Origin of the sequence: Pseudomonas fluorescens (assembly GCF_001902145.1) — a bacterium.
Classification (GTDB): Bacteria; Pseudomonadota; Gammaproteobacteria; order Pseudomonadales; family Pseudomonadaceae; genus Aquipseudomonas; species Aquipseudomonas fluorescens_BV.
In genome coordinates this window covers 277992-292420 of the sequence record NZ_MRST01000024.1, presented here as the reverse complement: position 1 = coordinate 292420, position 14429 = coordinate 277992, and the positions used below count along the sequence as shown (strand labels likewise).

General features: G+C 60.7%; 10 protein-coding genes and 2 pseudogenes. 6 read left to right on the top strand and 6 right to left on the bottom strand.

Translation table 11 applies throughout. The annotated features are described in order from the left end of the window. The 6 genes and pseudogenes from tatB (at position 1) to BUE92_RS15270 (ending at position 6057) form a co-directional block, all read left to right on the top strand. Positions 1-399: a Sec-independent protein translocase protein TatB gene (tatB, locus tag BUE92_RS15290; RefSeq protein ID WP_073524672.1), complete on the top strand. Its 399-nt coding sequence runs from the start codon at positions 1-3 to the stop codon at positions 397-399. After that, complete coding sequence (tatC, locus tag BUE92_RS15285; protein ID WP_034125559.1) at positions 396-1187, top strand: twin-arginine translocase subunit TatC; 792 nt, start codon at positions 396-398, stop codon at positions 1185-1187. The genes tatB and tatC overlap by 4 nt, the downstream gene beginning before the upstream one ends. Continuing rightward, positions 1184-1891, top strand: a complete 708-nt coding sequence (locus BUE92_RS15280) for a 16S rRNA (uracil(1498)-N(3))-methyltransferase (RefSeq protein ID WP_056782678.1) — start codon at positions 1184-1186, stop codon at positions 1889-1891. The genes tatC and BUE92_RS15280 overlap by 4 nt, the downstream gene beginning before the upstream one ends. 206 nt (positions 1892-2097) lie before the next feature. Continuing rightward, positions 2098-3156: pseudogene (locus BUE92_RS29300) on the top strand (methyl-accepting chemotaxis protein); the annotation flags it as partial. After that, positions 3142-4014, top strand: coding sequence for a methyl-accepting chemotaxis protein (locus tag BUE92_RS29295; protein ID WP_371915189.1), 873 nt, complete (start codon positions 3142-3144; stop codon positions 4012-4014). The pseudogene BUE92_RS29300 and the gene BUE92_RS29295, both read left to right, overlap by 15 nt. 135 nt (positions 4015-4149) lie before the next feature. Further along, positions 4150-6057 carry a methyl-accepting chemotaxis protein gene (locus BUE92_RS15270; RefSeq protein ID WP_073524670.1) on the top strand — a complete coding sequence of 636 codons (1908 nt, stop codon included), beginning with the start codon at positions 4150-4152 and terminating at the stop codon, positions 6055-6057. 113 nt (positions 6058-6170) lie between these two features. Here the strand turns inward: BUE92_RS15270 and BUE92_RS15265 are convergent, their stop codons facing one another. From BUE92_RS15265 to BUE92_RS15240, 6 genes and pseudogenes are all read right to left on the bottom strand, one after another. Beyond that, positions 6171-6905: an amino acid ABC transporter ATP-binding protein gene (locus tag BUE92_RS15265; protein WP_073524668.1), complete on the bottom strand. Its 735-nt coding sequence runs from the start codon at positions 6903-6905 to the stop codon at positions 6171-6173. After that, a complete protein-coding gene (locus tag BUE92_RS15260) occupies positions 6898-7857 on the bottom strand; it encodes an amino acid ABC transporter permease (protein WP_073524667.1) in 960 nt (319 codons plus the stop codon). Before BUE92_RS15260 ends, BUE92_RS15265 begins: the two co-directional genes overlap by 8 nt. A gap of 146 nt (positions 7858-8003) precedes the next feature. Further along, positions 8004-8801 (bottom strand): transporter substrate-binding domain-containing protein, encoded by a 798-nt coding sequence (locus tag BUE92_RS15255; RefSeq protein ID WP_073524666.1) that lies wholly within the window; start codon positions 8799-8801, stop codon positions 8004-8006. A gap of 219 nt (positions 8802-9020) precedes the next feature. After that, positions 9021-9821: a transporter substrate-binding domain-containing protein gene (locus BUE92_RS15250; RefSeq protein ID WP_073524665.1), complete on the bottom strand. Its 801-nt coding sequence runs from the start codon at positions 9819-9821 to the stop codon at positions 9021-9023. A 179-nt stretch (positions 9822-10000) separates the two neighbouring features. Continuing rightward, positions 10001-12579: pseudogene (gene mdoH, locus BUE92_RS15245) on the bottom strand (glucans biosynthesis glucosyltransferase MdoH); the annotation flags it as partial. Then, the gene (locus tag BUE92_RS15240; protein WP_073525032.1) at positions 12572-14308 is read right to left on the bottom strand and encodes a glucan biosynthesis protein G; all 1737 of its coding nucleotides are present in this window, start codon (positions 14306-14308) and stop codon (positions 12572-12574) included. The pseudogene mdoH and the gene BUE92_RS15240, both read right to left, overlap by 8 nt. Positions 14309-14429 lie beyond the last annotated feature (121 nt).

Here is a 14429-nt window from a genome sequence, read left to right as displayed (position 1 = left end):
ATGTTTGGTATCAGCTTCTCTGAACTGCTGCTCGTCGGCTTGGTGGCCCTGCTGGTACTGGGGCCGGAACGCCTGCCCGGTGCCGCTCGCACCGCCGGCCTGTGGATCGGGCGCCTCAAGCGCAGTTTCAACGCGATCAAACAGGAAGTTGAACGGGAAATCGGTGCCGACGAAATCCGCCGGCAATTGCACAACGAACATATCCTGTCGTTGGAGCAGGAGGCGCGCAAGATTCTCTCCCCGGTGCAGGAGCCAGCCAAGCCGGTCACACCGGTGGCCGAGCAGAGCATCGCGCCGGCACCTGCTGCCCAAGCCGTGCCCGCCCCGACAGAGCCCGCGCCGACGCCCGTTGCGTCGCCCGCGCCCCATGACCCTACATTGCCGCCGCGAGCCCCATGAGCGCTGATAAACCGGAAAACGACCAGCACATGCCGCTGGTCTCGCACCTCACCGAGCTGCGAACCCGCCTGCTGCGTTGCGTGGCGGCGATCTTCATCATCTTTGCCGGGTTGTTCGCCTTTACCCAGCAGATCTACACCTTCGTCTCGACGCCCCTGCGCCAATACCTGCCGGCCGGCGCGACGATGATCGCCACCGATGTGTCGTCACCGTTCCTGACGCCCTTGAAGCTGACCATGATGGTTTCGCTGTTCCTGGCGATCCCGGTGATCCTGCATCAGATCTGGGGCTTTATCGCGCCGGGCCTGTACAAGCACGAGAAGCGCATCGCGGTGCCGTTGCTGGTGTCGAGCATCCTGCTGTTCTACACCGGCATGGCCTTCGCCTACTTCCTGGTGTTCCCACTGATCTTCAAGTTCTTCGCCGCCGCCACCCCGGCCGGAGTGGAAATGATGACCGATATCACCAGCTACCTCGATTTCGTGATGACGCTGTTCTTCGCCTTTGGCGTGGCGTTCGAAATTCCGGTAGCGGTCGTGTTGCTGGTGTGGATCGGCGTGGTCGACGTCAAGTACCTGAAGAAGATCCGCCCGTACGTGATCATTGGCTGCTTCGTGGTCGGCATGATCCTCACGCCGCCAGACATCTTCTCCCAGACCTTGTTGGCGGTGCCGATGTGGATGCTGTTCGAAGTGGGCATCCTGTTCAGCGGCTTGATCAGCAAGCGTGGCGAACACCCGGATGATGCGCCTGCCGACGACGACCAGCCGCCAGCGACCCAGCCGTGAACCTGCTGCTGCTCGAAGAGGCCGACTTCATCGCGGCCGACCGTGTAGTGCTGCGTGATCGGCGCCTGGTGCATATGCAGGAGGTTCACCGCGCCGCCGTCGGTGACACCCTGCGTGTGGGCCGCATTGGCGGGCTGATGGGCAATGCCCAACTGCTGCGCCTGGAAGCCGCTGAAGCCGAACTGCAAGTAAGCTTCGACCAACCGCCACCGAGCAAACTACCCCTGACCTTGCTGCTGGCCCTGCCCCGCCCGAAGATGCTGCGCCGGGTGCTGCAAACGGTGGCGGCCATGGGCGTGCCCAAGGTGGTACTGGTCAACAGCTACCGCGTGGAAAAAAGCTTCTGGCAAACCCCTTTCCTGGAGCCTGAAGCGGTGCGCGAGCAACTGATTCTCGGCCTGGAACAAGCGCGGGACACGGTGCTGCCCGAGATCATTATCGAAAAACGCTTCAAGCCGTTTGTGGAAGATCGTCTGCCAGCCATGGCGGCTGGCACCTTGGGCCTGATCGGCCATCCGGGCGATTACCCAGCCTGCCCCCGAGCCCTCGAGGAACCGGTGACCCTCGCGATCGGCCCGGAAGGCGGCTGGATTCCCTATGAAGTGGACCTGCTGGCCAAGGCCGGTTTGCAGCCAGTGCAACTGGGTGCGCGTATTTTGCGCGTCGAAACCGCCGTAACGGCCCTGCTCGCACGCCTGTTCTAGCATTCATCTAAATGTAGGAGCGAGCTTGCTCGCGAAAAACTCACAGGCGCCGCGTTTACTCAGGAAGCACGCGTTATCGTTGACGTTTTTCGCGAGCAAGCTCGCTCCTACAGCATTAGCGTTCAGATGTGCATAGCTACAGAATCCCGCACCCGTGCCGATAGCCTTTGAATAAGTCCAAGCCTTGTTCCAGGGGAGTTCGCAGCATGTATCGTTGGTTAGCCGAGAAGTTGGGGAATGTAAGCGTCAACCGCAAGCTGAGCGTGGGCTTTGGCCTGGTGTTGCTCCTGACGCTGTTGATCACCTTTACCGGCTGGACCGGCCTGGGGGATGTGATCAGTCGCGGCGACAAACTGGGCTTCATTTCCAGCCTCAATGGCCTGACCAAAGACCTGCGCCTGGCACGCCTGGACTTCGATATGCGCCGTGGCGAGCAAGGCACGGACAAGGTCGACGGCCTGCTCGCCCAACTCGACAGCGGCCTGAAGACCGCCGCCGAGCTGATCGAGCAACCTGACGACAAAGCCCTGGTCGAGCAACAGCAGGAAGCCTTGAACCAATACAAAAAGGCCTTCGCCGCCATGGTCCAGGCGGGCCTTAAACGTGAGGGTGCGCGCAGCAAGCTCGGCGACACCGCCGACAATGCCGTCGCCAAGATCAACGAAATCGAAAAAGCCCTGCTGCAAGGTGACAGCGTCGCCCAGTTCAACAGCGTGGTCGAGCAGAGCAAGCTGATCCAGCAAGCACGCTTCCAGGTACGCGGCTACACCTACAGCGGCAAGGTCGAAGCCGAGCAACCGGCCCTGGATGCCATCGACAACGCCCTGAAGAAAATCACCGAACTGCAAGGCCAGTTGCCTGCGCAATACCAGGCCAACCTGCAAGAAGCCGGGGCTTCACTGCAAGCCTACCGCGCCGCCGTCAGCCAGTATCGCGATTCCCAGGTCGCCAGCGCAGCAGCGCTGAAAACCATGATCACCCAAGGCGACATCCTGCTGGGCCACAGTGAAAAACTCACCGTCTCCCAGACCGCCGTGCGTGACGCAGATGCCGCGCAGGCCAAATACCTGCTGCTGCTTGCCACCGTGCTGGCACTGATCGTCGGCATCGTCGCGGCCTGGGCCATCACCCGCCAGATCGTCATCCCCCTGAATCAGACCCTCAAAGTCGCAGAGCGCGTGGCTTCCGGCGACCTGAGCCATAACCTGGAATCGGGCCGCCAGGACGAACTGGGCCAATTACAGCGCGCCATGCAAAGCATGACCGTGGGCCTGCGCGAGTTGATCGGCGGGATCAGCGACGGGGTCACCCAGATCGCCAGCGCCGCTGAGCAGTTGTCGGCCGTGACCGAACAAACCAGCGCCGGGGTCAACAGCCAGAAGGTCGAGACCGACCAGGTGGCCACCGCCATGAACGAGATGGCGGCCACCGTGCAAGAAGTGGCGCGCAACGCCGAAGAGGCCTCGCAAGCTGCCGTGGCTGCCGACCAGCAAGCCCGTGAAGGCGACCAGGTGGTGGGTGAAGCCATCGCCCAGATCGAGCGCCTGGCCACCGAAGTGGGTAATTCCACGGTGGCCATGGGTGAACTCAAGCGCGAAAGCGACAAGATCGGCAGTGTGCTCGACGTGATCAAATCCGTGGCCCAGCAAACCAACCTGCTGGCCCTTAACGCCGCCATTGAGGCGGCGCGTGCCGGTGAGGCCGGGCGTGGCTTTGCGGTGGTGGCCGACGAGGTGCGCAGCCTGGCCCAGCGCACGCAGAAGTCTACTGAAGAGATCGAAGAGCTGATCGTCGGCCTGCAAAGTGGTACCCAGCAGGTGGCAACCATCATGGACAACAGTCGCGGGCTGACCGAGAGCAGTGTTGAGCTGACGCGCCGGGCCGGCCACGCGCTGGGCAATATCACCCGCACCGTCTCGACCATCCAGGCCATGAACTCGCAGATCGCCACCGCCGCCGAGCAACAAAGCGCAGTGGCTGAAGAGATCAACCGCAGCGTGTTGAATGTGCGCGACATCTCCGAGCAAACCTCGTCGGCCAGCGAAGAAACTGCGTCCTCCAGTGCCGAACTGGCGCGCCTGGGGATCTACCTGCAGACCCTGGTCGGACGCTTCCGAGTCTGAATTACCCTACGCGGCGGCTTACCAAAGCCGCCGCAACTTGTGAAATTTCCTACGCAGTTATCAGCCCTCCACGGCCCCGAATCGAATTAGCGTTTCATGTGTTGCGAAACGCTTTCTCTGATTCGGAGGTTCACCATGTTTTCTCGGCTGACCCGCGTGCTGGTCAATGCCAGCGTCCGCCTCAAGCTCGCCCTGGGTTTTGGCCAAGTGCTGATCCTCAGTTTCCTGATCGCCGCTACGGGCTGGCAAGCCTTGAGCGCCGTGCTTTACCGATCCAATAGCCTGACGACCCTGGGCCATCTGGCTGTCGAAGCCGAGGCCATGCGCGCCGACCGCATCGTGTACCGCACGCTGATGGACAGCAACAGCCTGGGCAAGATGAACCAGAGGATTGAACAGATCGGCCAGTATCTGACCGACCTTTCGAGCCGCTTGCGAGCCCCCACCGACCGACAATGGCTGGAAGAAGCGGCTCTCTTGGTGTCGGGCTCGAAAGCCGCGCTCGTACAGTTGCCACCGTTGCTGGCCGCGCGCGAGCAGATCCGTCCGGCGCTCAAGAAGTCCGCCCTGCAGGCCAGCGACACCCTCGCTCAACTGGCCAGTGACTTGCCCGATCAAAATGACGAGAAGGCCCTCGACGCCATCGAGAACCTGCGCCAGGCCATGGAGCAAGCCGAAGACCGAGCGCAGAGCCCCGCCTGGGCGGCCGATACATTAAAGGCCTACGCCGATGCATTCGACCAGTCGCTTGATGAACTGCAGGCCGCGCTGGCTTCCGTCACCGCGCTCCCGGTGGACTCGACGCTGCTCAAGACCGATTTGGCCAACTACCGTGAGCAACTGATAAAGCTCAAGCAAGCCCAGCTCGATACCGAAACCGTGCAAAACAGCTTCGAACAGCAACTCAACGAGCTGCGGGACAAGAGCAATCTGCTGAGCCAGAGCCAGAACGCCAAGCGCAACAACGAGGCGGACCAAACCCGTACGTTGCTGATCAGCGTGACAGTGGCCGCCCTGGCACTGGGCGCGCTGGCCGCCTGGTGGATCGCCCGGCAGATTGCGGCGCCATTGCGGGAGATCCTCGGCGCCGCCCATCGCGTTGCCGAGGGCGACCTCAGCCATGACATGGCGGTCGACCGTCGCGACGAACTCGGCCAGTTGCAGCAAAGCATCGGGCAAATGACCCGCAGCCTGCGTAGCCTGATCAGCAGTATCGGTGACAGCGCCCGGCAGATCGCCGGAGCGGCCACGCAGTTATCCACCGTCACCGAGCAGACCCGCAGCGGGCTCAACGAGCAGAAAGATGAAACCGACCAGGTAGCGACGGCAATGAATGAAATGCTCGCCACTGCCCAGGAAGTGGCGCGCCACGCCGAACGCGCCTCGGTGGCGGCCAATGAAGCCGACCAGCAGGCCGGCGCCGGTGAGCAGGTGGTCACCCAGGCCGTGGAGCAGATTGGCAATCTGGCCAGTGAAATGGCGCTGTCGGGCCGTGCGATGCTCGCGCTGCAACAGGAGAGCCAGAAGATCGCCAGTGTGCTGGACGTGATCAAGTCTGTTTCTCAGCAGACCAACCTGCTGGCCCTGAACGCCGCCATCGAAGCGGCGCGTGCAGGCACTGCCGGCCAAGGCTTTGCCGTGGTCGCCGACGAAGTGCGCAGCCTGGCCCAACGCACTCAGGAATCGGCAGAGGAGATCGAAGGGCTGATCCTCGGCCTGCATAACGGCACCCAACAGGTGGCAGACATCATGGACAGCAGCCGCAACCTGACCGACAACAGCGTCGCCCTGACCCGCGACGCCGGCGACGCCTTGGCGGCGATTGCCCGCACGGTATCAATCATCCAGGAGATGAACCCGCAGATTGCCGCCGCCGCCGAGCAGCAAAGCGCGGTGGCCGAAGAGATCAATCGCAGTGTGCTGAAGGTACGGGACGTATCGGAACAGACCGCCGCCGCCAGCGAGGAAACGGCAGCGGCGAGTGTGCAGTTGACGAGGTTGAGCCTGGATTTGCAGACGCTGGTCGACAAATTCAAGCTCTGAAACACCACCACTGTAGGAGCGAGCTTGCTCGCGAAAAACCCAAGGCCGCCGCGTTCATTCAGGGTGCGCTGCGTTATCGTTGACGTTCTTCGCGAGCAAGCTCGCTCCTACAGTTATAGGACCTGGCGCAGGAAGGCCTGGGCACGCGGGTCTTTTGGCGAATTGAAGAACTCGGCCGGGGCGGCGTCTTCCAGCAGTTTGCCGTGATCGAAAAACAACACCCGGTCTGCCACTTCCCGAGCAAAGCCCATTTCGTGAGTGACGCAGACCATGGTCATGCCTTCCAGGGCCAGGGTCTTCATCACGTCGAGCACTTCACCGACCATTTCCGGGTCGAGGGCCGAGGTGGGCTCGTCAAACAGCATCACCTTGGGCTCCATGGCCAGGGCTCGGGCAATGGCGACCCGCTGCTGCTGACCGCCAGACAGACGCGATGGAAACTCGTGGGCCTTCTGCGCAATCCCGACCTTTTCCAACAGCGCCAGGGCCTTGGCTTCGCGCTCTTGCTTGCCGCGCTTGCGCACGACCTTTTGCGCCAGGCACAGGTTTTCCAGCACGGTCATGTGGGGGAACAGGTTGAAGTGCTGGAACACCATGCCGACTTCACGGCGGTAGGCGTTCACGTCTGTCTTAGGGTCAGCCAATTGCAGGCCATCGATGCTCACCGAACCCGAGTCGAATTCCTCCAACCCATTAAGGCAGCGCAGGAAGGTGGACTTGCCGGAGCCCGACGGGCCGATCACCACCAGTACTTCGCCCTTGGCCACTTGGGTGGTGACGTGATCCACCGCGCGCACCACCTGCCCACGGGTATCGAAGACTTTTACCAGATCGCGCACTTCAATCACTTTGGGCGAGCCTCCGCTCAAGCCGGCTGGCCATCTTCGACAGCGGCAGGTTGATCAGCAGGTACAAGCCCGCCACACAGAACAGGATTTCAAACGGCGAGAACGAAGTGGTGATCACCTCGCGGCCGCTCTTGAGCAACTCGGTAATCGCGATCACCGACACCAGGGAGGTGTCCTTGACCAGGCTGATAAATTGCCCGGCCAAGGGCGGCAGCACACGCTTGAACGCCTGCGGCAATACCACATGGCGCATCGACTGGCTGGCGCTCAAGCCCAGGGAGCGCGCCGCTTCGTCCTGGCCACGGGTGATGGACTGTACGCCAGCGCGCACGATCTCTGCCACGTAGGCGCCGGTGAACAACGACAGCGCGGCGATCCCGGCGAACTCCCGGGACAGGTTGAGCACCGTGCCGATAAAGAAATAGAAAATGAAGATCTGCACCAGCAGCGGCGTACCCCGCACCAGCTCGACATAGATCGTCGACAGGTCGCGCAAGGTGGGGTTTTTCGACAGCCGGCACAACCCCGTCGCCAAGCCAATCGCCAAACCCAGGATGCCGGACACCACCGACAGCCACAGCGTGGTCCACAAGCCCCACATCAACGGCCCCAGCGCCCATTGCCGAGTCACGCCGACCACATCGCCTTCAGCCACATCGTCGCCGCGCGCCACTTGCAGGCTGTTATCGGCAACGGTGAGCGTTTGCTCGACTCCGGCGTCGTTGCGCAGGGTGACTTCAGCCGTATCGCCTTTACGCACCAGTTCTACCACCGTGGAAATATCCGCGGCGCGCTGGGAAGTCTCGGCTTGATAGGCGAAGTATTGGGGGACGCGGTTCCAGCGCCATTCGTAAGACATCAATGACGTGGCGTAGTACAAGGCACCCGCCAGGCCGACCAGCACGACCACCGTCAGCAGGTGCCAGGGCCATTGGGCTTTTTTCTGTTTCATTTCACTTTCCAGTTTTTTGTCGCCTGTCCTGCCGCCTTCGCGAGCAAGCCCGCTCCCACATTTTGACCGCATTCTCATGTTGCAACTCGGTCAAATGTGGGAGCGGGCTTGCTCGCGAAGGGCGCGACGCAGTGTTCAGTCAGGCCTTATTCCATGTCCTTGAGCCACTCGGAGCTCTTGAACCACTTGTCATGGATGCGATCGTAGGTACCGTCGTTACGAATCTGGTGCAGGAAGTTGTTGATGAAGTTGATGCTGTCGTAATCGCCTTTCTTCAAACCGAACGCCAGGGGTTCAAACGTGAAGGGTTCTTCCAGAAACACCAGCTTGCCGTTACCGACTTTCTTCTCGGCCACCACGTTGTACGGTGCGTCGTAGACGAACGCATCAGCCTTGCCGTTGACCACGTCGAGCACGCCTTCCTGCTCATTGTCATAGCCGTGGTACTTGGCCTTGGAGATCAGCTTCTTGGCCACCATTTCACCAGTGGTGCCGAGCTTGGAGGTCAGGCGGTATTTCTCGTCGTTCAGGTCTTTGTAGGACTTGATGGTGCCTTCCAGTTCCTTGCGGATCAGCAGCGTCTGGCCGACCACGATGAAGGGTTCGCTGAAATTCAGGCGCAGGTTGCGTTCCTGGGTCAGGGTCATGCCGCTGCCGATCATGTCGAACTTGCCGGTCAGGAAGGCCGGGATGATGCCGTCGTAACCGGTGGACACTAGCTCCAGCTTGACGCCCATGGACTTGGCCATGGCCTTGAGGATGTCAACCTCGAAACCGATGATTTCACCGCGCTTGTCGGTCATTTCGAACGGCATGTAGGTGGGGTCCATGCCGACCTTCAACGTGCCACGCTTGACTGCCTCATCAATGGCGCCGGCCTGGGCCGCGGTGGCGGCGAGCAGCGCGGTGACGCCGAGCATCAGCATCGAAAGATACTTTTTCATCATCAAGACCCCTGAACGATTCTTATAAGGTTGGCGCACAAGAGGGCTGCGCCATTTCGGGGTGCGATCCTAACCCACTCGTTGTCCGCCACAAAGGTTTCACCGGTAAATGTTATCGACGTGTGTCGGAAAACACTCACAGCGACCCGGCCAAGCACAGGCCCAGACGCTTCAGCGCGGCCTCTCGATTAGGGATTGATGTGTAAGCAGTTATGACGATCAGTCGATCTCGGCTATCCAGGCCGTATCCCTGAACCACTTGTCATGCAGGCGATCGTAGGTGCCGTCCTGGGCGATCTGGTTGAGAAAATGGTTGATCCAATTGAGGCTGTCGTAATCCCCTTTTTTCAGGCCAAACGCCAAGGGCTCAAAGGTGAAGGGTTGCTCCAGTGCCAATAATGCACTGTTCTGTGGCCGACTCATCGCGATCAGGTTGTAGGGCGCATCATGGATAAAAGCATCGGCCTTGCCTTCAACGACCTGCCGCACGCCTTCTTCCGGGTTGGGCACACTGCTGAGCCGCGCGGATACGAGAAAGCGTTGCGCTGCGGCTTCACCGGTGGTGCCTTGGGTGGTAACCACCTGGTAACTGGCGTCGTCCAGTTCTTCAATACTGGAGACCTTCCCGGCCAGGCGTGGGTGCAGCAGCACCGTCTGGCCCACCACGACAAACGAGTCACTGAAGTTGAGTTTGAGGTTGCGCTCTTGAGTGACCGTCATGCCGCTGCCAATCAGATCAAACTTGTTCGCCATCAGCCCCGGCAATAGATCCGTGTAAGGCACTGCCACCAATTCAAGCTCTACGCCAAGTGCACGGCTCATGGTATGGAGCAAGTCAATCTCAAAGCCGACGATGCGCCCCTGCTTATCGAGCATTTCGAAAGGGACGTTATTGGGGGTGGTGCCGACTTTAAGCACGCCACGGCGCACAGCGTTGTCCAGCGCGCCCGCGTAAAGCAAACCTGCGTGCCCCCCCAGGAAGAAGCCCATCAGCAATGCCAAACAATACCTTTTGATCATGAATGCCCCCGTGGCGAGTCGAATTTGGGGGGCGATCCTAACCCAGCCGCAGGCACGGAAATACGCTTCGAACAAAGGTCTTTTGTTTCGAAATAACAAGGAGTTAGGAATAAAAAGGAAGAGGCGAAAAACGCTGTAGGACCCGCGATTGAAACACCCCCGAAGCGAGCCTTCGGGGGTGCCTGAATCAGGCCGGTTGGGCCTGGGGCGACTGTGGTTGCAGGGGCAGCAATGGCGCGTGCGGATCAGCCTTGATCGAGGCACGCCAAGCGCCTAGCCACTCGGCGTGACCTTCGCTCCACACCTGCTCATGCAGACGAGCCAGGGCCACCGGATCGCTGAGCAAGGCCAGGCGTTCGCTGTTGTTGAGGCCGGCCGGACCGACTTTCAACGCGTGGCGAACACGCTCCATGCGCAGGTACTCGATGGGCTCGGCCTCACGGTGCCGCGAGGTCGCCAAGGCGCAGGCCAGGGCGTTCTGCTGCGGGTCTACCACCGAACGCACAAAGCCGTCGTTGAGGGCGTGCCAACGGTTTTCGTGGGTGTATTTCTCGGTCGACAGCAGGGCTTGCGGCGGGTTGTATTCCTCAGGGATCAGGAACAGGCTCTCGTCGCGGGACTTGAGGCCCAGCTTGACCCGGCTGGAAATCACCGACACCGGGATCGACAGCATCAGCGAACCGACGATCGGCACCAGCCACCACAGGAAGCTTGGGTTCAGCCACACCACCAGCAGCGCCCACAGGAAGCCCAGCAGGGTTTGCGGACCATGACGCTTGACCGCTTCGCTCCATGGCGTGGAGTCATCGTCACGTTGCGGCGAGTTCCAGGTTGCGGCCCAGCCGAGGAACGCGGCGAGCACAAAGCGGGTGTGGAAAATCATCCGCACCGGCGCCAGCAGCATGGAGAACAACATCTCCAGCAGCATCGACAGGGTCACCTTGAACTTGCCACCGAACTCTTTGGCGCCCTTGGCCCAGATCAAGATGATGCTGAGCAGTTTAGGCAGGAACAACAGCACGATGGTGGTGGAGAACAGCGCCACCGCCTTGTCCGGGTGCCATTGTGGCCACAGCGGGTACAACTGGCGCGGGGCCATGAAGTATTGCGGTTCCATCAGGGTGTTCACCGCCAGCAAGGCCGTGGACAATACCAGGAAGAAGAACCACAACGGCGCCGACAGGTAGGACATCACGCCGGTGAGGAACACCGCACGGTGCACCGGGTGCATGCCTTTGACCAGGAACAGGCGGAAGTTCATCAGGTTACCGTGGCACCAACGACGGTCACGCTTGAGTTCGTCCAGCAGGTTCGGCGGCAGTTCTTCGTAGCTGCCCGGCAGGTCGTAGGCAATCCACACGCCCCAGCCGGCACGGCGCATCAGCGCGGCTTCAACGAAGTCGTGGGAAAGGATCGCACCGGCAAACGCGCCTTTACCGGGCAACGGCGCCAGGGCGCAGTGCTCGATAAACGGCTTCATACGGATAATCGCGTTGTGGCCCCAGTAGTGGGATTCACCCAACTGCCAGAAGTGCAGGCCTGCGGTAAACAACGGGCCGTAGACGCGAGTGGCGAACTGCTGCATGCGCGCATACAGGGTGTCCATGCCCGACGCACGCGGCGCGGTCTGGATAATCCCGGCATCCGGCGTGGCTTCCATCAGGCGCACCAGGCTGGTAAGGCACTCGCCGCTCATCACGGAGTCAGCGTCAAGAACGACCATGTACTTGTAGTCACCGCCCCAACGACGGCAGAAGTCATCGAGGTTGCCGCTCTTGCGCTTAACGCGACGGCGGCGACGGCGATAGAAGATCTTGCCGAAACCACCCGCTTCGCGGCATACGTCGAGCCAGGCTTGCTGTTCGGCGATGCAGATGTCGGCGTCGTTACTGTCGCTGAGCACGAAGAAATCGAAGCGATCCAGGTCACCGGTCGCGGCCACCGATTCGAACGTTGCACGCAAGCCGGCGAATACACGCGGCACGTCTTCGTTACAGATCGGCATCACCAGAGCGGTGCGCGCATCCTTGGGAATCGGCTCGTCACCGGCACTTTTACCGGAGATACGGTATTTATCGTGACCGGTCAGCAGCTCCAGGAAGCCCATGAGCGCAGTCCAGAAACCGGCCGACACCCAGCAGAACAGAATCCCGAACATGATCAGAATGCTGGTTTGCAGCGCGTAAGGCAGTACCTGGGTAGCGGTTTGCAGCAGGGTCTGGTTGCGGATCTCGTCGAAGTCGACCAGCGACCAGCCCTGGTACGGCATGATGCCTTTCATGTACCAGCCGGCCACGATGGTCTGGCCCAGCATCAGCACCAACAGGATGTAACGACGGATCGAGCCCACGGTACGCCAGCGCGCAGCCGGCAGTACCCGCTCGTCTTTCGGTGGCTTGGGCGGGTTTGTGCGGCCGGTCATCCGGCGCCAACCGCGCACCAGGATGTTGGTACGCCAAGGCTCGGGCACCACTTTGGTCCGTCGAATCGGCGGCGTGGCCTTGAGGCACACACGACCGCTGGCATCGAGCGCCAGCATCTCGGCGTCTTGCAGTTCTTCGGCGCTGTTGAGGGTCAAGCGGCGGCCAACCGACGCTTGGGCAGCGTCGGTCGGTGCGTCGAAGGTCTTGGACGACAGGCGTTCGTGCAACTCGCTGAAGGACTTGCAGCCCGCCAGCTCGGCGCGCTGCTCAGCCGTCATGGGTAGATGCGCCAGGTACTCGGACAGAGTCTCTGGCTTGACTTGAGAATTACTCATCGGCAGGCAACTGATAGCTCCAGGTTTCGGTCAGGACTTGCTCGGTCTTGATCGGCTCCGGTGTGGCTGGGGCAGCCTCAGGCTGTTTGGCTTCCTTGTCCTTGGCGTCTTTCTTGGCCTGTTTCTCATGCTGCTTGGCCAAGACTTTATCGGCCTTGAGCACATGGTTGGAAACCGACTCAGGCTCAGGCTGCACGATATCCTGCACCAGTGCCGCACGCATTTCGGTCGGTTTGCTTGCGTCCTTGATTTTCATACGCAGGGTCAGGCGCCAGCCTTTGGTGTGTTCGTTGTAGCGCACGCTGTTTTCAACCAGTTCAGCGTTATCACCCACGCTTACCTGGCTACGTACCGGGGCGTCCGGCAGCAGTTTCTTCAGGGACGGGCCCTCGAAGTCCACCAGGTAGGCCACGCTGCCATCCGGCTGACGGATCAGGTTCGACTGCTTCACGTCACCCGTGGAGCGCAGGGTCTGCTTGACCCAGGCACTGTCTGGCGAATGGAAAGCCGCGTCGTCCAATGTCCAGTGCAGGCGGTAGGCCACGTCCAGCGGCTTGCCGACTTCCGGCAGTTCGGCCGGGCTCCAGAAGGCCACGATGTTGTCGTTGGTTTCATCGGCGGTCGGGATCTCGACCAGGTCGACAGAGCCTTTGCCCCAGTCACCTTCAGGCTCGATCCAGGCGCTTGGGCGCTTGTCGTAGTTGTCGTCCAGGTCTTCGTAGTGGCTGAAGTTGCGACCACGCTGCAGCAGGCCGAACCCACGCGGGTTCTCGACGCTGAAGTTGCTGACCGACAGGTGTTTAGGGTTGTTCAGCGGACGCCAGATCCACTCGCCATTGCCGGCGTGAATCGACAGGCCGCTGGAATCGTGGAGCTCGCGACGGTAGTTGAGGACCTTGGACGGCTGGTTGGCGCCGAACAGGAACATCGAGGTCAACGGCGCAACGCCCAGTTTGCTGACTTTGTCACGCAAGAACATCTGGGATTTGACGTCCACTACAGTGTCGGTGCCAGGACGCAGAATCAGACGATAAGCGCCAGTGGCGCGTGGCGAATCCAGCAGCGCGAAAATCACCAAGTGCTTGTCACCCGGCTTTGGTCGCTCGATCCAGAACTCGGTGAAACGCGGGAATTCTTCGCCAGACGGTAACGCGGTGTCGATCGCCATGCCACGGGCAGACAGGCCATACACCTGGTCCTTGCCCACGACGCGGAAATAGCTGGCGCCAAGCATGGTCATGATTTCGTCTTGCTTGTCGGCCTTGTTGATCGGGTAAAGCACACGGAAACCGGCATAACCCAGCTGTTCGGTGGCTTTAGGATCAAATTTCACGTCGCCGAAATCGAAACGCGTCGGGTCGTACTTGATTTCGTGCACGCTGTCGGCGGTGACTTCGTTGATTTTCACCGGGGTGTCGAAATGCATCCCCTGGTGATAGAAAGACAGCTTGAACGGGGTGTTCTGATCGGCCCACTCGGCTTTTTCATTGCGGAAACGAATTTTCTGGTAATCCGCGAATTTCATTTCGCGAAATTCGTTCGGCAGATTGCTGCGCGGAGCTTCGTACTTCTGCCCGGCCAGCTCTTTTGCCTTGGCCGACACATCATCCAGACTGAACGCCCACAGTTGACCCGCGCCGAACAGGCAAAACAGGGCAGAGCCCGTCACCAGTGCGTTTCGTAACCGTTTGGCAGACAATTTTGGTGCATTACAGGGACTAACAATCACGAGCAACCCTCGCCGAAAACAGATCAAAAAACCAACGGCCAGCTATCTATATGCCAGGTTGGCGAGCAATGTTCCGACTCCTCTGGGGCAAAATGATTCCCCACGGGGTTGTCGGACAAGG